This window comes from Kitasatospora sp. Root107 (assembly GCF_001424875.1).
Lineage (GTDB): Bacteria > Actinomycetota > Actinomycetes > Streptomycetales > Streptomycetaceae > Kitasatospora.
Genome location: NZ_LMCT01000012.1, coordinates 61,505 through 79,783, shown reverse-complemented (window position 1 = coordinate 79,783; position 18,279 = coordinate 61,505). Strand labels below are relative to the sequence as shown.

Sequence of the window (18,279 nt, the reverse complement as noted above, 5' to 3'; positions counted from 1 at the left end):
AGGGCGCCGCAGGTCAGCKGTTGAGCGCCGAGGTCAGCAGGCCCGCGATGATCAGGTAGACGAGGGCCGCGCCGAGCGTGACGCCGACCATGGCGAGCGCCTTCACCGGGGTGGCGAGCGGCTTCCGGGCGATCGAGGTGTTGAGGAAGAGCGCACCCGCCCCCAGCGCGCCACCGATCGCGCCGCCCACGATGAGGAGCCCCATCGGCAGGATCGACAGCGCCTTCTGCCAGGGGGTGAGCCCTTCGAACGGGTTCTTCCGGGGTGCTTTCGGCTCGCCGGTGCGGGACAGCTTGGACACGGGGGTTCCTCGGGGCAGCAGGGGCGGGCCTCCAGGCGGAGAGCCGGGCAGAGCCTAGCCAGTCACCCCCCCCGGCGGAAGGGGTGGGGCTTCCACTGCGCCCCGGTGCGACACACCTCGGCGCGGGGTGTCGCTATCCGGCCAGGAGCGGGTCAACTTCCCGAACATATACCGCTCTTTACCAAACTGAGGGATATTGATGGGGGGACTGCAGGCACGGCTGCAAGGATCGAAACAGGGGGAATCGTGTCGGAGCAGGACACGGCCGCGCGCGTCGTCGGCGGTGCGCCGGGTGCGGCCCGGCGGGGGCGGTTGGACCGGATGCTGAGGCGCTCGCCGCTCCAGCCGTTGTTCCGGGCCCGGGCCGCGCAGCGGCTCTCCGTGCTCGCCTATCACGGGGTGGACGACCTACCGAGCTTCACCGCCCAGCTGGAGCGGCTGACCAGGGGTGCCACCCCGGTCTCGCTCGGCACCGTCGAGCGGGCCGTCACCGAAGGGCGTCCGCTGCCGCCGCGCAGCGTGCTGGTCACCTTCGACGACGGCGACCGTACGCTGCTCACCCGGGGGCTGCCGGTGCTGGCCCGGCTCGGGGTGCCGGCCGCCGCCTTCGTGGTGGCCGGACTCGTCGACGGGGACCAGCCGTTCTGGTGGCGCGAGGCGGCCGAGCTGGCCGCCTCGGGCGGTACCGCCGGTGCGCTGGCCGGTGTTCCGGCGGCTGCGGTGGTGGGCCGCCTCAAGCTTCTTCCGGACGCCGAACGGCGGGCTGCCATCAAGGAGTTGCGGGCCACCGCGGCCCGGCCCGCCGCCCGTCAGCAGCAGCTCTCCGCGCTGGAGCTGCTGGATCTGGTCGCCACCGGGGTGACGATCGGCAACCACACCCTCGGGCACCCCTGTCTCGACCGGTGCGAGCCGGTTGTGGTGCGCACCGAGATCGAGCAGGCGCACCGGCTGCTGACCGGCTGGCTGGGCGTGGCGCCGACCGCGTTCGCCTACCCCAACGGGAACTTCGACGCCGGGGCCGACACGGTGCTGCGCGAGCTGGGCTACCGGCTCGGCTTCCTCTTCGACCACCGGCAGGACGCACTGCTGCCGCCACATCCGTTGCGGATCAGCCGACTTCGGGTGAACTCCGACACCAGCCGGGCCCGGTTCGACACAATCCTCTCGGGGCTGCACCCGGCCGTGCACCGGCTCCGTGGTGGCTGCTGAAGCGGTGCGACGGCGGGGTGGGGAACGGACATGGTCGAGCGGTACACGCCTGAGCAGCTGACGCCGGAACTGGTGGACAGCTGGCGGGAGTTGGTGGCAGAGCTGGCGGAGCGGGGGTCGTGGTTCCTGACCCCCGACTGGGTGCTGTCCTGGTGGGAGACGCTGGGCGGGCGCGGCCCGGCCGAGATCGCGGTCTGGCGGGGCCGGGACGGCGCGGTGGAGGCCGTGGTGCCGCTGTGCCGGACCAGGCTCCGGCTGCACCCGAGGCTCCCGTTCACGGTCGGCTGCCGGACGGCGCTCGGCGCCGGACCGGGCGCCGCCGACCACGGCGGGTTCGCGGTCCGGCCGGGCCGGGCGGACGAGGTCCGGGGCTGGCTGACCGAGCTGGCCCGGCGCGAGACGCTCTGGTTCCCGGACGTGGATCCGCTGCTCGGCGAGCTGCTGCCGGCCACCCGGCGCGAGGTGTCCAGGCAGTCCTGCCCCCGGGCCGACCTGACCGGGGGCTTCGAGTCGCTCGGCTCCCGGCAGTTCCGCGCCGACCTGCGGCGGTACGGGCGCAAGCTGGCTGCCGCCGGGGTGACCTTCCGCTGGGTGCCGCCCGGCGAGGCCGGGCCCGGGCTGCTGGACACCGTGGTGCGGCTGCACCGGCTCCGCCGGGACGCGCTGGGCCGGGGCACCACCTTCGACGAGCAGCGGCTGCCGCTGCACACCCGGCTGCTGGAGCGCGCGCGGCCGTCCGCCGGTCCTGCCTTCCTGCTGGCCGAGCACGAGGGCGAGGTGGTCGGCGGGCTGTACGGCTTCCTCTGGGGCGACACCTTCGCCTACTACCAGATCGGCTGGGACCCGGCCTGGGCGCCGCTTCGGCTCGGCACCGCGATCATCGCCGAGGCCGTCCGGGCTTGCGCGGAGCGGAAGTTGACCACCTTCGACTTCCTGCGCGGCACCGAGCCGTACAAGTACCGGTTCGACGCGGCCGACCGCGCGGACCAGAGCTGGCTGGTCCCGCACGGGCTGTCCGGCGCGCTGCTCGGGCTCAAGTACCGGGTGAAGGGCTGACCGGGCCCGCGGAAGGGCCGACCGGCCCAACGAGGTGCTCTCCAACGATGGAAAGTGAGCAACCGCGTGGTGAATCTACGCGCGTAGGGGCTACACTCCCGCAATGGAGAAGCAGATCCCTGTTACCGCGGGCACCACAGGCCCCCGCATCCCCGACGCCGCCCAGATCGCCCGCGCCCCGAAGGTGCTCCTGCACGACCACCTCGACGGCGGGCTGCGCCCGGAGACCATCGTCGAGCTGGCCGCGGCCTGCGGTTACGAGGGTCTCCCCACCACCGACCCGGCCAAGCTCGGCCTCTGGTTCCGGGAGGCGGCCGACTCCGGCTCGCTGGTCCGGTACCTGGAGACCTTCGCGCACACCTGCGCCGTGATGCAGACCCGCGACGCGCTGGTCAGGGTCGCCGCCGACTGCGCCGAGGACCTGGCCGCCGACGGCGTGGTCTACGCCGAGGTCCGGTACGCGCCGGAGCAGCACCTGGAGCAGGGCCTGACCCTCGATCAGGTGGTCGAGGCGGTGAACGAGGGCTTCCGGCTCGGCGAGGCCAACGCCCGCGCCAAGGGCCACCGGATCCGGGTCGGCACCCTGCTCACCGCGATGCGGCACGCCGCCCGCTCGCAGGAGATCGCCGAACTGGCCAACCGCTTCCGGGACCACGGCGTGGTCGGCTTCGACATCGCCGGCGCCGAGGCGGGCCACCCGCCCACCCGGCACCAGGGCGCCTTCGACTACCTCAAGGGCGAGAACAACCACTTCACCATCCACGCCGGTGAGGCCTTCGGCCTGCCGTCGATCTGGGAGGCCCTGCAGTGCTGCGGCGCCGACCGGCTCGGCCACGGCGTCCGGATCATCGACGACATCACGGTCAACGAGGACGGCAGCGTCGAGCTCGGTCGGCTGGCCGCGTACGTGCGGGACAAGCGGGTCCCGCTGGAGATGTGCCCGACCTCCAACCTGCAGACGGCGGCGGCGACTTCGTACGCCGAGCACCCGATCGGCCTGCTCAGCCGGCTCAAGTTCCGGGTCACCGTGAACACCGACAACCGGCTGATGAGCGGCACCAGCATGAGCCAGGAGTTCGGCCACCTGGTGGACGCCTTCGGCTACACCCTGGGCGACATGGAGTGGTTCACGGTGAACGCGATGAAGTCCGCGTTCCTGCCGTTCGACGAGCGGCTCGCGATGATCAACGATGTGATCAAGCCCGGCTATGCCGAGCTGAAGGCGGAGTGGCTGTTCAGTGCGGGTGCGGGCGTCGGCGCCTGACGGCAGCCGATGTGGTGACGGATGAGCGCGTGGCCTTCGCCGTGGTCATGCGCTCATCTGACTATTCAGCCAAGTGAGTTACTCGCCTTTGATCTGTGCGCGACGTTGTCACTACGGTGTGCCAGTCAGAGCTGACACGGCGTAGCGGTGGGCCTTCTCGGATGCCCGCCCGCGACGTCGGCCACCGACGAGGACACGAGGACCAACTCATGAAGCAGGCCACTCTGAAGGCTGCCGGGACCGCTGCGCTCGGCGTTGCGCTCGCGGCTGCGGCTGCCGGTTCCGCCTCCGCCGCCACGCCCGGTGGGCTCGGTCTCCCGACCGGAGCGCTCGCCCAGTCCGGTGCGCTGACCGGGGCGGCCACCAGCACCGTCAGCCAGCTGCCCGCCACCGCTCCGGTGACCGAGGCGGTCGGCAACCTCAACCCGGACGTGGCAGGCCCGGTGGCGCAGGCCCCGGAGTCCGCCCAGCCGATGACCGCGCCGGTCACCGAGCAGACCGCCCCGATGACCGACGGCGCGACCGCCCCGGTCGCCGAGGCGGCCACCCCGCGCGGCCTGCCGCTCCCGGTGCCCGGCGCCGAGGGCCTGACCCAGGCGCCCGGCGTCAGCACCGTGACCGGTGCGCTCGGCGGCGGTCTCCCGGGCGGTGGAGGCCTGCCGGGCCTGGGTGGCTGACCCCCTCCGCACAACGGCCGAAGGGCCGCCTCCCCGCACGCGGCGGGGGAGGCGGCCCTTCGGGCCGGTCGGCCCGGCCGGGTCACGGCTCCTGAGGGAGGATCAGCCAGAGCGCCAGGTAGATCAGGAACTGCGGGCCGGGCAGCAGGCAGGAAGCCAGGAAGATGATCCGGACCGTCCAGGGGGCGAGTCCGAAGCGCTTGGCGATCCCGGCGCAGACGCCGGCGATGACGCGGTGGTGTCGGGGGCGGGCAAGTGCGCTCATGGTCAGCTCCGGTTACGGTCGCCCGGGCCGGTCTCTCCGGTGGGCATGTATCCATCCTCGGCGCCGCGCCCCGCGAAAACCTCCGCCCTGATACCGATCCAGGCCCCTGAATCTCTCACCGCTCCGAGGTACCCGCAGCTCAGGGTCGTCCTCGGGGTAACCCTGACGCTCCCTGCCACGGAGGGCTCAGCGCTGGGGGGAACTGCCGCGCGGGGCGAGGGTGTTGAGCGGGGCGTGCAGCCGGTAGGCGGCCCGGCTGCGGCCCGGGCGGGGGTCGGAGCGCTCGATCAGGCGGGACCGGGTGAACGGGACGACCGCGAGGTGGCAGGCGGCCACGCCGAGCACGCCGAGCACGATGTCGTCCACGTTCAGCACGTGTCCGGGCGCCCAGCCCTTGAGGATCTCCAAGCCGGTGGCGATCAGCGCCGAGCAGCCCGCCGTCCGCAGCAGCGAGGGCAGCCAGCCGACCCGCAGCCGGCCGCCGGCCAGCGGTAGCAGGACGCCCAGCGGCGCCAGCGGCAGCAGTCCGCCGGCCAGTCGGAGCAGGCCGTCCAGGCTGCCGACCGAGAAGGCCAGCCGCACCGAGGCGAACGGCGTCAGGTTGGCCGGTGAGGTCCAGCCGACCGCGAGCGGCCGCAGGATCAGCCACCCGATCAGGCCCAGGTAGCCGGTCAGCCACAGGATGCCCAGCAGCCGCAGCCGGGGCGACACCTCCGGCGCGGGTTGCGAGGGGTTCGCCTGGTCCGTCACACCGGCAGGGACGCGAGCCCGTGCGCGGACGGTTCCCGGCGGCCGTCAGGTGCGGCCGGACGGGTGCGCCGGGCAGCTGCGCCGCTCAGGGGCAGGCGGTCGCGCTCGGCGAGGCGGTGCCCGGCGAGGCGCTGAACAGCACCGCGGGCGACTTCGACACCGCGCCCGGCGTCGGCCGCGCGGGCGCCAGGGTGGGCTGCGCGCTCGGCAGGGACGGCGTCGGCTCGGCCGCCTCCGGCACCCGTACCGGGGTCGGGCAGGCGGTCCGGCTGGCGGGCGCGCCCGCGTCCACCGGTACCGCCGTCGGCCGGATGCCGCACCCGGCGGCGGTGGTCAGCGCGGCGCCCAGCAGGGCGGCGGTCAGCAGGCGACGTACCGTCACTTCGGGCCCTCCTGAAAGATCGGCGCGGGCTGGGTGAGCGGCAGGGTGAGGGTGAAGACCGCGCCGGTCGAGCCGTTCGCCGCGGTGATCGAGCCGCCGTGGATCTGGGCGTTGGCCATCGCGATCGACAGGCCGAGCCCGCTGCCCTCGGACCTGGCCCGGCCCTTGTCGGCCTTGTAGAACCGGTCGAAGACGTGCGGCAGCACGTCCTCCGGGATGCCGGGCCCGCTGTCCGAGACCTCGACCACCACGGTCTCGTCGATCTGACGGACCTTCACCCGGACCGGCGAGCCGCCGTGCTTGAGGGCGTTGCCGATCAGGTTGGCGAAGACCACGTCCAGGCGCCGGGGGTCGACCACCGCGAGCACCCCGCGCGGGGCGTCCAGCTCGACCGCGTCGTACCAGGCCCGGCCGTCGATGCAGGACATGATCAGATCGGCGATGTCCACCTCGTCGGCGACCAGCTTCGCGGTGCCCGCGTCGAACCTGGTCACCTCCATCAGGTTCTCCACCAGGTCGGACAGCCGCCGGGTCTCGCTCACCACCAGCCGGACGGCCGGCGCGATCATCGGGTCAAGCGACTCCGCCTCGTCCTCCAGGATGTCGGTCACGGCGGTCATCGCGGTCAGCGGCGTCCGCAACTCGTGCGACATGTCGGCGACGAACCGGCGGCTCTGCGCCTCCCGGGCGCTCAGCTCGGCCACCTGGCCGGAGAGCGACTCCGCGGTCCGGTTGAACGTCCGTGCCAGCTCGGCCAGTTCGTCCGCACCCTCGACCTCGAGCCGGGTGTCCAGGTGCCCTTCACCGAGCTGCCTGGCCGCCTCGCCGAGCCGCTTCACCGGCCGCAGCACGGTGGCGGCGGCGGCCTGCGCGATCAGCGCCGAGCCGATCAGCGCGAGCAGGGTGGCGATCGCCAGCGACCAGCCGAGGGTGTTCAGGTCGGCCCGCTCGTTCTCCAGCGACTTGAACATGTACGCCGTCGGCCCGGTCGGCACCACCCGGGTACCGCCGACCAGATAGGGGCCGGGCAGGTTCACCCGCTGCCAGTAGAGGTGATACGCGTACGGATTGCCCGGGCCGACCTCGCGCGGGTCGTTCACCGTGCTGCGCAGCGAGGTCGGGACCTGGGTCGCGGTGAACCTGGCCGGGTCCGAGGAGGCCACGCAGTCGGGCAGCTCGGGGGCCACCACGACCACCTCGTAGCTCAGCCCGGAGCTGGCCACCTGGGAGGCCAGGTAGGCCAGTTGGTTGCAGCTCGGGTCCAGCGGCAGTGCAGAGACGTTCCGGCTCAGCGAGTTCCGGAAGTCGTTCAGCGCGGTGTCCTGGGCGCGCTTGAGCACCGCGTCCCGGTTCAGCCAGTAGGCGATCCCGGAGGCCGAGACCGCGGTGGTCAGCGCGACCACCGCGAAGACCGCGATCAGCCGGACCCGGAGCGAGCGCAGGTGCCGCCCCCGCCCCGGGCGCGGACGGGGCGGGATCTTGAGGTCAGTCAACGGAGCAGCTCACCATCGTCAGGGATCAGGCCGGCGGGTCGAGCCGGTAGCCGACCCCGCGCACGGTGCGGATCAGGGTCGGGGCGGAGGGTACGTCCTCGACCTTGGCCCGCAGCCGCTGCACACAGGCGTCCACCAGCCGGGAGTCGCCGAGGTAGTCGTGCTCCCAGACCAGCCTGAGCAGCTGCTGACGGGACAGCGCCTGGCCCGGACGGCGGCTCAGCTCCAGCAGCAACCGCAGCTCGGTGGGCGTGAGTTGGAGGTCCTCGCCGTCCTTGGTGACGGTCATCGCGGAGCGGTCGATCACCACGCTGCCGTACGCCGAGGAGTCGGAGTTCTCCCGCTCGCCGCGCCGCAGCACCGCCCGGATCCGGGCGTCCAGCACCCGGGGCTGGACCGGCTTGACCACGTAGTCGTCCGCGCCCGACTCCAGGCCGACCACCACGTCGATGTCGTCCGAGCGGGCGGTGAGCAGGATGATCGGCAGCTGGTCGGTGCGCCGGATCCGGCGGCACACCTCGAAACCGTCGATACCGGGCAGCATCACGTCGAGCACGATCAGGTCGGGACGCTGCTCCTTGAAGAGCTTCAGGCCGTCCTCGCCCGAGGCAGCGGCGGCCACGCGGTGGCCCTGGCGGGTGAGAGCGAGTTCGAGGCCGGTCCGGATGGCGTCGTCGTCCTCGATCAGAAGGAGGAATGGCACGGGCTCATTCTGGACCAAGTGGCGCCAGTGTTCACCCACCAGGTCCAGCCCCGCAGTTCCTCTGCAACCGGAACCCGGGGTTCTGCGTCCACGCTTGAAGGGTCGAAGGTCCCGGTGGCTGTGACAGCCCTGTGACAGTCGGCGGACACCGCCATCACAACGGACCGGCAGGATTTTCCTTGTCGCCGCAGTACCGGGCGGCAGAACCGCTGGTACCGACCCATGGGGGTGCACGATGAACGCCACGCTCAAGACCCGCAGCAACGCGGCCGTCCACAACGCGCGTTCGTCTCGCACGCACTTCGAGGTACGGACCGACGAGACCTCCGGTGCCGTGATCGTACGGGGGTGCGCACACAGCACCGGATCCCGCCGCCTCGGTGGCGGGAGCAGGGGGGAGCTGTTCGGGATCGGTCGCATGGGGAGTGCGGCCGACTCCGCCTCGACCATGACGCTGCGGGGAATCCTTCCCGTCCGCGTCGAGGGTCGGGAGAGCACGGGGGGGCTGTCCGGTACCGGCTCGGGGGAGCCGGCCGGACGGGAGGCCGCGGGCGCGACGCTGCTGAGGCTCGCGCCGGCCGCCGAGGAGCAGACCACCGCTCCGAACGACAACGTCGCCGAGTTCACCGCGTACGTCCGGGAGCGCCGGGCCTCGCTGTACGCCACCGCGTACCACCTGACCGGCGACCGCTACGAGGCCGAGGACCTGCTGCAGAGCGCGCTGTTCTCGACCTACCGGGCCTGGGACCGGATCACCGACAAGGCCGCGGTCGGGGGCTACCTCCGCCGCACCATGACCAACCTGCACATCTCCGCCTGGCGCCGCCGCAAGGTCGCCGAGTACCCGACCGAGGAGCTGCCGGAGACGGTCGGCGACACCGACGCGATGGGCGGCACCGAGCTGCGCGCCGTGCTCTGGCAGGCGCTGGCCAAGCTGCCGGAGAACCAGCGGACCATGCTGGTGCTCCGCTACTACGAGGGCCGCACCGACCCGGAGATCGCCGACATCCTGAACATCAGCGTCGGCACGGTGAAGAGCAGCATCTGGCGGGCGCTGCGCCGGCTGCGCGAGGACGACCAGCTGAACCGCACCGGGGACACCGTCTTCGCCTTCGGCGAGCTGGTCGCGTAAGTCACGTACGTCACGTAAACAGGACTCCCGTCGGGGGACGGGGCAGGTCACGGAAGCACGGCAGGTCGACTCGGGGGAGCGGACCGCCGTGGGGATGTGACCGAAGCGGAAGGGCCCGGTGCCGGGGAGCGGCTCCGGGCCCTTCCGTATGTCCAGGTGTCGACGGGCCGTCAGGCGGGCTGCGGGTGCCGTACGGCCACCGCGCCGATCCGCTGCTCGGCCTCAGGACCGGCGCAGGCGTACGCGCCGAGCTCGACCTGCCGGGCCACGATGCCGCGTTCGGCCCGCATCAGCCGCCAGCCGCGCCGGAGCAGGTACGGCACGGACTTGCGGGCCTCCCGGACGTCCCGGCGGAACCGTCGCCAGGCGGTGGTCAGCGGACGGTTGCGCAGGCAGATCGCCGCGCCGAGCAGCCCCTCGGCCGCGCACTGACCGACCAGTTCGGCGGCGAATATCCCCTCGGCGATGAAGGCCGGGGCGCCTGCCAGGTCGAGTACGTGGGTGCCGGCCCGGCCGTTGGCCGGGATCGAGTACACCGGCACCTCGGCCCGGCCGCTCCCGGTCAGCTGCCGGATCGCGGCCAGTGCCTGCTCGCGGTGCCAGGAGAGCGGCGAGTCCCAGTCGGTCCCGTCGCCGTCCGGCAGCACGGGCAGCGTGGGGTCGTCGCCGTCCTTGTAGAAGTCGTCCAGCTGGAGCACCGGCAGCCCGGTCCGCTCCGCCAGCGAGGACTTCCCCGATCCGGACGGCCCGGACAGCAGGACGACCAGGGCGGGTGCCGTCGGGGCGGGGTTCATGGGGGAGTCACTCACGAGTCACCAGTCTGACGCATCGGAGGGCGATGCCGAAACAGACGGGACGTCAGTTTCTGCCGCTGACCCCCGTCGCCAGCGCGGGCAGGTAGCGGCTGTGCACCTGGATGTGCACCGCGTCACCCTCGGCCGGCGTGTAGAGCTTGGCCGCCCAGTCCTGGTCGTGCCACGCCTCCGGCTCCGGGTCCAGCAGCTCGCCGCCGACCGGGAACAGCAGGTACGGGTACGCCCGGGACCCGAACGCCGCCTCGGCCTGCCCGGGGGTGAACAGCAGGCTCCCGTTGGTGTACTCGGCCGGCCAGCCGGGCCGGTCGGAACGGACCGCGCAGGGCAGCCTGGTCTGCTTCCCGGCCCGCAGCCGGCGCAGCGCCCGGCGCGCCCGCAGGGCACGCAGCGGGCCGTCCCCCAGTAGCACGGCCAGCTCGCCGAGTATCTCCCACACGGTGCCCTCCCAAGATCATGTGGCGTACTCCGGACCCTACCGACGCAGGTCGGCCCGGGTGCACCGCCGATCGGCGGGTCTTCGGGGCGAACCGGGAAAGGTCGACGGGCCCGCACCAGGGGGGGAGAGGTGCGGGCCCGTCTGTGGCACGTCCGGGCCCCGGGGGGGGTAGGGCACTGGGGACGGCCAGTCTGTGTGGAGTTTTCCCTGCGGGAGGGTCAGATACCCATCGGGTGCCAGACCGTCTTGGTCTCCAGGAACGAGAGTAGCCGCTCCGTTCCCGGCGCATTGGTCCAGTCCAGCGAGGCCTGGTCGGCCGCCGGGCGGATGACTCGCTTCAGAGTATCCGCGGCGAGCACCTCCAGCTCGACCGCCGCGCCGGGGCCTTCGGCCGCGATCGCGCCGGCCAGGTCCAGGCCGTTGACGTCCTGGTGCGAGGCCAGCGTCGGGGCGATGTCGGCGGTCTTCCCCGAGATGAGGTTGACCACGCCACCGGGCAGGTCCGAGGTGGCCAGCACCTCGCCCAGCGAGAGCGCGGGCAGCGGGGCGTCGGCGGCGGCCGCGACCACCACGGTGTTGCCCGCCGCGATCGCCGGGGCGATCACCGAGACCAGACCGAGGAAGGAGAAGCCGGTGCCGGACTGCGGCGCGACCACGCCGATCACACCGGACGGCTCCGGGGTGGACAGGTTGAAGAACGGCCCCGCCACCGGGTTGGAACTGCCCGCGATCTGCGCGACCTTGTCGGTCCAGCCCGCGTACCAGACCCAGCGGTCGATCGCGGCGTCCACCAGCGCGGCGGCCTTCTTGCTGCCGATGCCCTCGGCGAGCGCCACCTCGGCGGCGAACTGCTCGCGGCGGCCCTGCAGCATCTCGGCGATCCGGTACAGCACCTGGCCGCGGTTGTACGCGGTGGTGCCGGCCCAGCCCTTGACGGCCGCCCGGGCCGCGAGCACCGCGTCCCGGGTGTCCTTACGGGTGCCGAGCGGGGCGTTGGCCAGCCACTGGCCCTTCGAGTCGGACACCTCGTACACCCGCCCGCTCTCGGAGCGCGGGAACTTCCCGCCGACGTACAGCTTGTAGGTCTTGAAGACGCTCAGGGTGGTCTCAGACATCGAGGTACGCCTCCAGGCCGTGGCGGCCGCCCTCGCGGCCGTAGCCCGACTCCTTGTAACCGCCGAACGGCGAGGTCGGGTCGAACTTGTTGAAGGTGTTGGCCCAGACCACACCGGCCTTGAGCTGGTTCGCCATCCAGAGGATGCGCGAGCCCTTCTCGGTCCAGATGCCCGCCGACAGCCCGTACGGGGTGTTGTTGGCCTTCTCGACCGCCTCGGTCGGCGTGCGGAAGGTCAGCACCGAGAGCACCGGGCCGAAGATCTCCTCGCGGGCGATCCGGTGCGCCTGGCTCACGCCGGTGAACAGGGTCGGCCGGAACCAGTAACCGGCGCCCGGGAGTTCGCACTCCGGGGCCCAGCGCTCGGCGCCCTCGGCCTCGCCCGCCGCGGACAGCTCGGTGATCCGCGCGAGCTGCGCGGCCGAGTTGATCGCGCCGATGTCGGTGTTCTTGTCCAGCGGGTCGCCGACCCGCAGGGTGCCCATCCGGCGCTTCAGCGCGTCCAGCAGCTCGTCCTGGATCGACTCCTGGACCAGCAGACGGGAGCCCGCGCAGCAGACGTGACCCTGGTTGAAGAAGATGCCGTTCACGATGCCCTCGACCGCCTGGTCGATCGGCGCGTCGTCGAAGACGATGTTCGCGGCCTTGCCGCCGAGCTCCAGCGACAGCTTCTTGCGGCTGCCCGCGAGCTGCTTGGCGATCGCCCGGCCGACCGGGGTGGAGCCGGTGAAGGCGACCTTGTTGACGTCCGGGTGCGAGGTCAGCGCGGCGCCGGTCCGGCCGTCACCGGTGACGATGTTGACGACACCCTTGGGCAGACCGGCCTGACGGCAGATCTCGGCGAACCGCAGCGCGGTCAGCGGGGTGGTCTCGGCCGGCTTGAGTACGACCGTGTTGCCGGTGGCGAGCGCGGGCGCGATCTTCCAGGCCAGCATCAGCAGCGGGAAGTTCCACGGGATGACCTGGCCGGCCACGCCGAGCGGGCGCGGGTTGGCGCCGTAGCCCGCGAAGTCGAGCTTGTCGGCCCAGCCCGCGTAGTAGAAGAAGTGCGCGGCGACCAGCGGGAGGTCGACGTCGCGGGTCTCCCGGATCGGCTTGCCGTTGTCGATCGACTCCAGCACCGCCAGCTCGCGCGAGCGCTCCTGGATGATCCGGGCGATCCGGAACAGGTACTTGGCCCGCTCGCTGCCCGGCAGCGCCGACCAGTCGGTGAACGCCTTGCGGGCGGCGGCGACCGCGCGCTCCACGTCCTCGTCGGTGCCCTGCGCGAACTCCGCCAGCACCTGCTCGGTGGCCGGGTTGACGGTCTTCAGCGCCTCGCTGCCGGAGGAGTCGACGAACTCGCCGCCGATGAAGTGGCCGTACGAGGTGGCGATCTCACCGGCGGCGGCCGGGGACTCCGGCGCGGGGGCGTAGCTGAACAGGCCCGCCTTGGGGGTGGGGGCCTCGGTCTGCTTGTTCTTGGCCATGGGGATCAGTCCACCGTCACGTAGTCGGGACCGGAGTACCGGCCGGTGGTGAGCTTCTGACGCTGCATCAGCAGGTCGTTGAGCAGGCTGGAGGCACCGAAGCGGAACCAGTGCGGGGACAGCCAGTCGTCGCCGAGCGTCTCGTTGACCATCACCAGGTACTTCATGGCGTCCTTGGTGGTCTTGATGCCACCGGCCGGCTTCACGCCGATCTGGACGCCGGTCTGCTGCTTGAAGTCGCGGACGGCTTCCAGCATCAGCAGGGTGACCGGGGGAGTCGCGTTGACGGCGACCTTGCCGGTGGAGGTCTTGATGAAGTCGGCGCCGGCCAGCATCCCCAGCCAGGAGGCGCGGCGCACGTTGTCGTACGTCTGCAGCTCGCCGGTCTCGAAGATCACCTTGAGGTGGGCGGAGGTGCCGTCGGCGCGCTTGCACGCCTGCTTGACCGCGACGATCTCGTTGAAGACGTCCAGGTACCGGCCGGAGAGGAACGCCCCCCGGTCGATCACCATGTCGATCTCGTCGGCCCCGGCGGCCACCGCGTCGGCGGTGTCGGCCAGCTTCACCGGCAGCGCGACGCGCCCGGCCGGGAAGGCGGTGGCCACCGAGGCCACCTGGATGTCGGTGCCCGCGAGGGCGGCCTTGGCGGTGGCGACCATGTCCGGGTAGACGCAGATCGCGGCGACCCGGGGGGCGGTCGGGTCGGTCGGGTCGGGGTTCCGGCCCTTGGTGCACAGGCCGCGCACCTTGCCGTGGGTGTCCGCGCCTTCCAGTGTGGTCAGGTCGATCATCGAGATCGCCAGGTCGATGGCGTACGCCTTCGCCGTGGTCTTGATCGATCGAGTACCGAGGGTGGCTGCGCGGGCTTCCAGGCCGACGGCGTCGACGCCGGGCAGGCCGTGCAGGAAACGGCGGAGCGAGGCCTCGGACGCCGCAACGTCCTCAAGGCCGCCGCCCGCAGCGCCGGGGGCTTTGGCTGCAACAGTGGACATAGTCACCAGACCAGCATATCTACGCGCGTAGCGATGCGCTAGGCCCACCCGGTTTCGATGCTGGACCGATATCTGCCCCCGGCGGGCCCGGCCGGCTATGCCTCGTGCTTCTCAAGGACCTCGCGCGTCACCCGGGTCAGGTCCTCCGGGCTCGGCAGCAGCGGGCGCAGCTCGGCCGGCAGGGTCTGATAGGTCGTCACGGCGAGGGGCTGGTTCGTGCCGCGCAGCGAGTACTGGACCACCTCCTCGTCGCGGTGGGCGGCGATCAGGATGCCGAGGGTCGGGTCGTCGCGCTCCGGGTCGCGGACCTTGTCGTCCACGACGGCCGTGTAGAACCCGAGCTTGCCGAGGTGCTCGGGCTGGGCCCGGTCGATCTTCAGCTCGATGACCACGTAGCGGTGCAGCCGCAGGTGGTAGAAGAGCAGGTCCAGTCGGAACTCCTGCGCCCCGACCCGGAGCGGATACTGCCGCCCGACGAAGGCGAAGCCGACGCCGAGCTCCTGGAGGAACCGCACGACGTGGTCGACCAGCGCGGTTTCGAGGGCCTGCTCGGAGTGGTCGTCGCCGAGCCGGGTGAAGTCGAGCCGGTACGGGTCCTTGACCAGCTCCTTGAGGAGGTCGGCGCCGTCGGGCACGGTTGTGGCGAAGTTGTTGAGGGCGACGCCTTGGCGCAGGTGCAGCTTGGTCTCGATGTGGTGGATCAGGACGCTGCGGGACCAGCCGTTGGTGACGGTCTGTTGGATGTAGAAATCCCTGGTCAGCCGGTCGTCGAACGAGTCCAGGAGGACTGTCACATGGCCCCAGGGCAGTTGGGCAACAGCCTGTTGCCCAACCTCCGTGGGCCAGGCCCGGGCCAGGTGCTGCATGTACCGGAGGGAGCGGGTTGAGTACCCGCGCTGCCCAGGGAAGCTGGTGCGCAGGTCCGCCGAGAGCCGGGCCACCACCTTGGTGCCGTACCCCTCCTGGTCCTGCCGCTCCAGGATGATCCGCCCGATGCGCCAGTAGTGGGCGATCAGCTCGGTGTTTACCACCCGGTGCACGCGGACCTGTGCGGAGGCGATCTCCGCCTTGATGTCGTGCAGCAGGTCGTCGTAGCCCGGCGGGGTGGTGTCGGCCGTCGTCTGGGCGGGGACCTTGCTGTGGACCTCTAGCTCGTTGCTCATGGCGCGGATGTTGCAGCTCCGCTCATTCGCGTGCGGAGAAGAAACGTTCAGGCTCACTCGAAAGAGTTGTCGCCTGGCGACAATGGCCTGGTGACCTCAGCAGAGCAGCCCGCAGCCCCAGGCCAGACCCCCCGCAAGCGGACCGGCCGCCGCCCCGGCTCGACCGACACCCGCCGTACGGTGCTCGAGGCGGCTCGGGCGGAGTTCGCCGCGCGCGGGTACGAGAAGGCGAGCATGCGGGCGATCGGCCGGGCGGCCGGGGTGGATGCGGCGCTGTTGCACCACTACTTCGGCAGCAAGGACCGGCTCTTCCTGGCCGCGCTGGAGTTCCCGGTCGATCCGAGGGTGGTGGTCGAGCAGGTGCTGGCGGGTGACCGGGCGACGGTCGGCGAGCGGGTGGCGGGGTTCGTGCTGACGCTCTGGGAGCAGCCGGGGGTGCTGGACCGGCTGCTCGCCCTGATCCGGGCGGCGGCCACCACCGAGCAGGTCGCGCAGCTGATGCGCGGCTTCGTGCTGGAGGAGCTGGTCCGCCGGGCGGCCGCCGAACTCGACATCGACCAGCCGGAGTTGAGGACGGAGCTGATGCTCTCCCAGATCATGGGACTGGCGATGGCCCGGTACGTGATCGCGGTCGAGCCGTTGGCGTCGGCGACCCGGGAGGAGCTGCTCCCGCTGCTCGCGCCGACCTTTCAGGGGTACCTGGGCGGCGCCTGACCCGCTGCCCGAATCCCTCGGTCGCGCTGCTTGACGGAACTGGGCCGCAGCGAGAAACTCATCGCATGATGAATTCTGCGGCGGGCCCGGCGCCCGCCATCCGGATCGGCGGCCTCACGGTCGTCCGGGGTGGCCACCCCGTCCTGCACGGCCTCGACCTGGACGTCCCGGCCGGGTCGGTCACCGGCCTGCTCGGGCCGAGCGGCTGCGGCAAGACCACCCTGCTGCGCTCGATCGTCGGCGTGCAGCGGACCTCGGGCGGCCGGGTCGAGGTGCTCGGCGAGCCGGCCGGCAGTGCCGGTCTGCGGAGCCGGATCGGCTACCTGACCCAGGCCCCGTCCGTCTACGGCGACCTCACCGTGGTCGAGAATCTGCGCTACTTCGCCGCCGTGCTCGGCGCCCCGGCCACCGACCCGGACCGGGTGATCGAGGCGGTCGGCCTCACCACCCACCGGGACCACCGCACAGCCCAGCTCTCCGGCGGCCAGCGGGCCCGGGTCTCGCTCGCCGCCGCGCTGCTCGGCAGGCCCGAACTGCTGGTCCTGGACGAGCCCACGGTCGGCCTCGACCCGGTGCTCCGCCGCGACCTCTGGCAGCTCTTCCGGGACCTCGCCGACGCGGGCAGCACCCTGCTGGTCTCCAGTCACGTGATGGACGAGGCGGTGCGCTGCGACCGCCTGCTGCTGATGCGCGACGGTCGCCTGCTGGCCGCCGACACCCCGGCCGGGCTGCTGGCCCGTACCGGCGCCACCGATGTGGACGCCGCCTTCCTCAGCCTGGTCGGGAGCACCTCATGAACCTTCGCCGCACCCTGGCCACCGCCCGCCGCGTGCTGGCCCAACTCCGGCACGACCCACGGACCTTGGCGATGCTGCTGGTGGTGCCGTGTCTGCTGCTCACGCTGCTCCGGTACATGTTCGACGGGCAGCCCCAGGTCTTCGACCAGGTCGGCGGCGCACTGCTGGGGATCTTCCCGCTGCTGGTGATGTTCCTGGTCACCTCGGTCGCGATGCTGCGCGAGCGGACCAGCGGCACCCTGGAGCGTCTGCTCACCATGCCGCTCGGCAAGCTCGACCTGCTGCTCGGCTACGCGATCGCGTTCGGTGTGGTCGCCCTGGTCCAGGCCGCGCTGGCGTCCGCCCTCACCCTCGGTCTGCTCGGCCTCGACATCCAGGGCCCGACCTGGCTGGTCTTCGCGGTCGCGGTCGGCGACGGGCTGCTCGGCATGGCGCTCGGCCTGCTGGTCTCCGCGTTCGCCGAGACCGAGTTCCAGGCCGTCCAGTTCCTCCCCGCGGTGATCCTGCCCCAGCTGCTGCTCTGCGGTCTCTTCGTCCCCCGGGATGCGATGGCCCCGGTCCTCCGCTGGGTCTCCGACGTCCTCCCGCTCTCGTACGCGGTCGACGCGATGGACCACCTCACCAGCAGCCCGGACGTCACCGGCGCCGTGATCCGCGACCTGGCGGTGATCGGTGGCTGCGTCCTGCTCGCCCTCACCCTCGGTGCGGCCACGCTGCGCCGTCGTACGGCCTGACGGGTCGTCGGTTTCCCGGCGCCGGGCTTGGACCCTCCGGGCGGCCACTCCTCCCGGCGCCGGGTGGGAGGCATGGTGCAGAATCGGCCCCATGACCGATTCCGACGGCAGGCCCGACCCGGGCAGCGCCGCCTCCGAGCCCAAGTACGCCGAACGCGTCTACCGCTCCGTTCCCGGCGTGATCTCCGGCGTGCTGCTGCTGGGGGTGGCCGCCTGGCTGATCACCGACGCCATGCTGACCGGCACCGGCCGGACGCCCTGGGTCGCACTGGCCTGCGCCCCGGTCTTCATGCTGCCGGTGCTCGCCTACACGATCCGGCCCACGGTGCTCGCGGACGAGCGGCGGCTGCTGGTCCGCAACCCGTTCCGGACCGTGCACGTGCCCTGGGCCTCGGTCGAGGGCCTGCGGGCCGGGTACTCGGTGGAGCTCTTCGCCGGCGGCAAGAAGTACCAGGTCTGGGCCGTCCCGGTGTCGCTCCGGGCCCGCAAGAAGGCCACCCGTGCGGCCTCCCGCGCCGCTGCCGCCGACGACCCCCGGGCCTCCCGCAGCTCCAGCCTGGTCAACCCGATGCGCTCCGTCCGGGCCGGCCAGCCAGACCCCACCAAGGCCTGGTCCGACCAGGTGGTCAACACGCTGCTGGAGATCGCCGAACGCAACGCGGGCAACCCCGACGCGGCCGGCCCGGTCGTGGTCCGCTGGTGCTGGTGGATCATCGCCCCCACCGCGATCGGCCTGGTCACCCTGGTCACCCTGATCATCGCCACCAACTGACGGCACGCGTGGCTGTGCCCGGCTCCCGCCCTTGGGGAGCC

At 72.1% G+C, this 18,279-nt stretch carries 21 protein-coding genes; 9 read left to right on the top strand and 12 right to left on the bottom strand.

Features of this window, described 5'->3' with window-relative positions; genetic code table 11:
* Window positions 1-13: 13 nt before the first annotated feature.
* The gene (locus ASC99_RS12005) at window positions 14-301 is read right to left on the bottom strand and encodes a hypothetical protein (RefSeq protein WP_057231121.1); all 288 of its coding nucleotides are present in this window, start codon (window positions 299-301) and stop codon (window positions 14-16) included.
* A gap of 246 nt (window positions 302-547) precedes the next feature.
* Between ASC99_RS12005 and ASC99_RS12000 the strand changes: the two genes are divergently transcribed.
* From ASC99_RS12000 to ASC99_RS11985, 4 genes are all read left to right on the top strand, one after another.
* Window positions 548-1,510 carry a polysaccharide deacetylase family protein gene (locus tag ASC99_RS12000; RefSeq protein ID WP_235502474.1) on the top strand — a complete coding sequence of 321 codons (963 nt, stop codon included), beginning with the start codon at window positions 548-550 and terminating at the stop codon, window positions 1,508-1,510.
* A 30-nt stretch (window positions 1,511-1,540) separates the two neighbouring features.
* Window positions 1,541-2,566, top strand: a complete 1,026-nt coding sequence (locus ASC99_RS11995; RefSeq protein ID WP_057231119.1) for a GNAT family N-acetyltransferase — start codon at window positions 1,541-1,543, stop codon at window positions 2,564-2,566.
* A gap of 103 nt (window positions 2,567-2,669) precedes the next feature.
* On the top strand, window positions 2,670-3,830 hold the full coding sequence (locus tag ASC99_RS11990) for an adenosine deaminase (protein ID WP_057231117.1): 1,161 nt from the start codon (window positions 2,670-2,672) through the stop codon (window positions 3,828-3,830).
* 209 nt (window positions 3,831-4,039) lie between these two features.
* Window positions 4,040-4,507, top strand: coding sequence for a hypothetical protein (locus ASC99_RS11985; RefSeq protein ID WP_057231115.1), 468 nt, complete (start codon window positions 4,040-4,042; stop codon window positions 4,505-4,507).
* Between the two features lie 82 nt (window positions 4,508-4,589).
* Here the strand turns inward: ASC99_RS11985 and ASC99_RS11980 are convergent, their stop codons facing one another.
* From ASC99_RS11980 to ASC99_RS11960, 5 genes are all read right to left on the bottom strand, one after another.
* Window positions 4,590-4,772 carry a PspC domain-containing protein gene (locus tag ASC99_RS11980; protein ID WP_057231113.1) on the bottom strand — a complete coding sequence of 61 codons (183 nt, stop codon included), beginning with the start codon at window positions 4,770-4,772 and terminating at the stop codon, window positions 4,590-4,592.
* 186 nt (window positions 4,773-4,958) lie between these two features.
* Complete coding sequence (locus ASC99_RS11975; RefSeq protein WP_057231111.1) at window positions 4,959-5,522, bottom strand: VanZ family protein; 564 nt, start codon at window positions 5,520-5,522, stop codon at window positions 4,959-4,961.
* Between the two features lie 85 nt (window positions 5,523-5,607).
* A complete protein-coding gene (locus ASC99_RS11970) occupies window positions 5,608-5,904 on the bottom strand; it encodes a hypothetical protein (protein WP_057231109.1) in 297 nt (98 codons plus the stop codon).
* Entirely contained in the window at window positions 5,901-7,397 is a 1,497-nt protein-coding gene (locus ASC99_RS11965; RefSeq protein WP_057231107.1) for a HAMP domain-containing sensor histidine kinase, read from the bottom strand. Before ASC99_RS11965 ends, ASC99_RS11970 begins: the two co-directional genes overlap by 4 nt.
* A 25-nt stretch (window positions 7,398-7,422) precedes the next feature.
* A complete protein-coding gene (locus ASC99_RS11960; protein WP_057231105.1) occupies window positions 7,423-8,100 on the bottom strand; it encodes a response regulator transcription factor in 678 nt (225 codons plus the stop codon).
* Between the two features lie 235 nt (window positions 8,101-8,335).
* Here ASC99_RS11960 and ASC99_RS11955 point away from each other — a divergent pair, with 235 nt between their 5' ends.
* Window positions 8,336-9,232, top strand: a complete 897-nt coding sequence (locus ASC99_RS11955; RefSeq protein ID WP_057231103.1) for a SigE family RNA polymerase sigma factor — start codon at window positions 8,336-8,338, stop codon at window positions 9,230-9,232.
* A 170-nt stretch (window positions 9,233-9,402) separates the two neighbouring features.
* Here the strand turns inward: ASC99_RS11955 and ASC99_RS11950 are convergent, their stop codons facing one another.
* From ASC99_RS11950 to ASC99_RS11925, 6 genes are all read right to left on the bottom strand, one after another.
* The gene (locus tag ASC99_RS11950; protein ID WP_057231101.1) at window positions 9,403-10,026 is read right to left on the bottom strand and encodes a hypothetical protein; all 624 of its coding nucleotides are present in this window, start codon (window positions 10,024-10,026) and stop codon (window positions 9,403-9,405) included.
* Window positions 10,027-10,090: 64 nt separating this feature from the next.
* Entirely contained in the window at window positions 10,091-10,483 is a 393-nt protein-coding gene (locus tag ASC99_RS11945; RefSeq protein WP_057231099.1) for a hypothetical protein, read from the bottom strand.
* Window positions 10,484-10,701: 218 nt separating this feature from the next.
* Window positions 10,702-11,598, bottom strand: a complete 897-nt coding sequence (locus ASC99_RS11940) for an aldehyde dehydrogenase family protein (protein ID WP_057231097.1) — start codon at window positions 11,596-11,598, stop codon at window positions 10,702-10,704.
* Window positions 11,591-13,066: an aldehyde dehydrogenase family protein gene (locus tag ASC99_RS11935; RefSeq protein ID WP_057231095.1), complete on the bottom strand. Its 1,476-nt coding sequence runs from the start codon at window positions 13,064-13,066 to the stop codon at window positions 11,591-11,593. Before ASC99_RS11935 ends, ASC99_RS11940 begins: the two co-directional genes overlap by 8 nt.
* A 5-nt stretch (window positions 13,067-13,071) precedes the next feature.
* Entirely contained in the window at window positions 13,072-14,058 is a 987-nt protein-coding gene (deoC, locus tag ASC99_RS11930; RefSeq protein WP_200948323.1) for a deoxyribose-phosphate aldolase, read from the bottom strand.
* A gap of 95 nt (window positions 14,059-14,153) precedes the next feature.
* On the bottom strand, window positions 14,154-15,221 hold the full coding sequence (locus ASC99_RS11925) for a YhcG family protein (RefSeq protein ID WP_057231090.1): 1,068 nt from the start codon (window positions 15,219-15,221) through the stop codon (window positions 14,154-14,156).
* A gap of 90 nt (window positions 15,222-15,311) precedes the next feature.
* On the opposite strand from ASC99_RS11925, the gene ASC99_RS11920 reads away from it, so the two are divergent.
* The 4 genes from ASC99_RS11920 to ASC99_RS11905 all read left to right on the top strand — a co-directional run bounded on the left by ASC99_RS11920 (window position 15,312) and on the right by ASC99_RS11905 (window position 18,238).
* Window positions 15,312-15,935: a TetR family transcriptional regulator gene (locus tag ASC99_RS11920; protein ID WP_057232091.1), complete on the top strand. Its 624-nt coding sequence runs from the start codon at window positions 15,312-15,314 to the stop codon at window positions 15,933-15,935.
* Between the two features lie 65 nt (window positions 15,936-16,000).
* Complete coding sequence (locus tag ASC99_RS11915; RefSeq protein WP_057231088.1) at window positions 16,001-16,732, top strand: ABC transporter ATP-binding protein; 732 nt, start codon at window positions 16,001-16,003, stop codon at window positions 16,730-16,732.
* Window positions 16,729-17,466, top strand: coding sequence for an ABC transporter permease (locus ASC99_RS11910; RefSeq protein WP_057231086.1), 738 nt, complete (start codon window positions 16,729-16,731; stop codon window positions 17,464-17,466). The genes ASC99_RS11915 and ASC99_RS11910 overlap by 4 nt, the downstream gene beginning before the upstream one ends.
* A gap of 91 nt (window positions 17,467-17,557) precedes the next feature.
* Complete coding sequence (locus ASC99_RS11905; protein WP_057231084.1) at window positions 17,558-18,238, top strand: PH domain-containing protein; 681 nt, start codon at window positions 17,558-17,560, stop codon at window positions 18,236-18,238.
* Window positions 18,239-18,279 lie beyond the last annotated feature (41 nt).

Excerpts from the sequence above, each read along its gene's own strand:
- ASC99_RS11985 (WP_057231115.1), top strand. The coding sequence starts at position 4,040 with ATGAAGCAGGCCACTCTGAAGGCTGCCGGGACCGCTGCGCTCGGCGTT.
- ASC99_RS11915 (WP_057231088.1), top strand. The coding sequence starts at position 16,001 with ATGATGAATTCTGCGGCGGGCCCGGCGCCCGCCATCCGGATCGGCGGC.
- ASC99_RS11910 (WP_057231086.1), top strand. The coding sequence starts at position 16,729 with ATGAACCTTCGCCGCACCCTGGCCACCGCCCGCCGCGTGCTGGCCCAA.
- ASC99_RS11935 (WP_057231095.1), bottom strand. The coding sequence starts at position 13,066 with ATGGCCAAGAACAAGCAGACCGAGGCCCCCACCCCCAAGGCGGGCCTG.
- ASC99_RS11980 (WP_057231113.1), bottom strand. The coding sequence starts at position 4,772 with ATGAGCGCACTTGCCCGCCCCCGACACCACCGCGTCATCGCCGGCGTC.
- deoC (WP_200948323.1), bottom strand. The coding sequence starts at position 14,058 with ATGTCCACTGTTGCAGCCAAAGCCCCCGGCGCTGCGGGCGGCGGCCTT.
- ASC99_RS11925 (WP_057231090.1), bottom strand. The coding sequence starts at position 15,221 with ATGAGCAACGAGCTAGAGGTCCACAGCAAGGTCCCCGCCCAGACGACG.
- ASC99_RS11950 (WP_057231101.1), bottom strand. The coding sequence starts at position 10,026 with ATGAACCCCGCCCCGACGGCACCCGCCCTGGTCGTCCTGCTGTCCGGG.
- ASC99_RS11905 (WP_057231084.1), top strand. The coding sequence starts at position 17,558 with ATGACCGATTCCGACGGCAGGCCCGACCCGGGCAGCGCCGCCTCCGAG.
- ASC99_RS11955 (WP_057231103.1), top strand. The coding sequence starts at position 8,336 with ATGAACGCCACGCTCAAGACCCGCAGCAACGCGGCCGTCCACAACGCG.
- ASC99_RS11990 (WP_057231117.1), top strand. The coding sequence starts at position 2,670 with ATGGAGAAGCAGATCCCTGTTACCGCGGGCACCACAGGCCCCCGCATC.
- ASC99_RS11995 (WP_057231119.1), top strand. The coding sequence starts at position 1,541 with ATGGTCGAGCGGTACACGCCTGAGCAGCTGACGCCGGAACTGGTGGAC.
- ASC99_RS11940 (WP_057231097.1), bottom strand. The coding sequence starts at position 11,598 with ATGTCTGAGACCACCCTGAGCGTCTTCAAGACCTACAAGCTGTACGTC.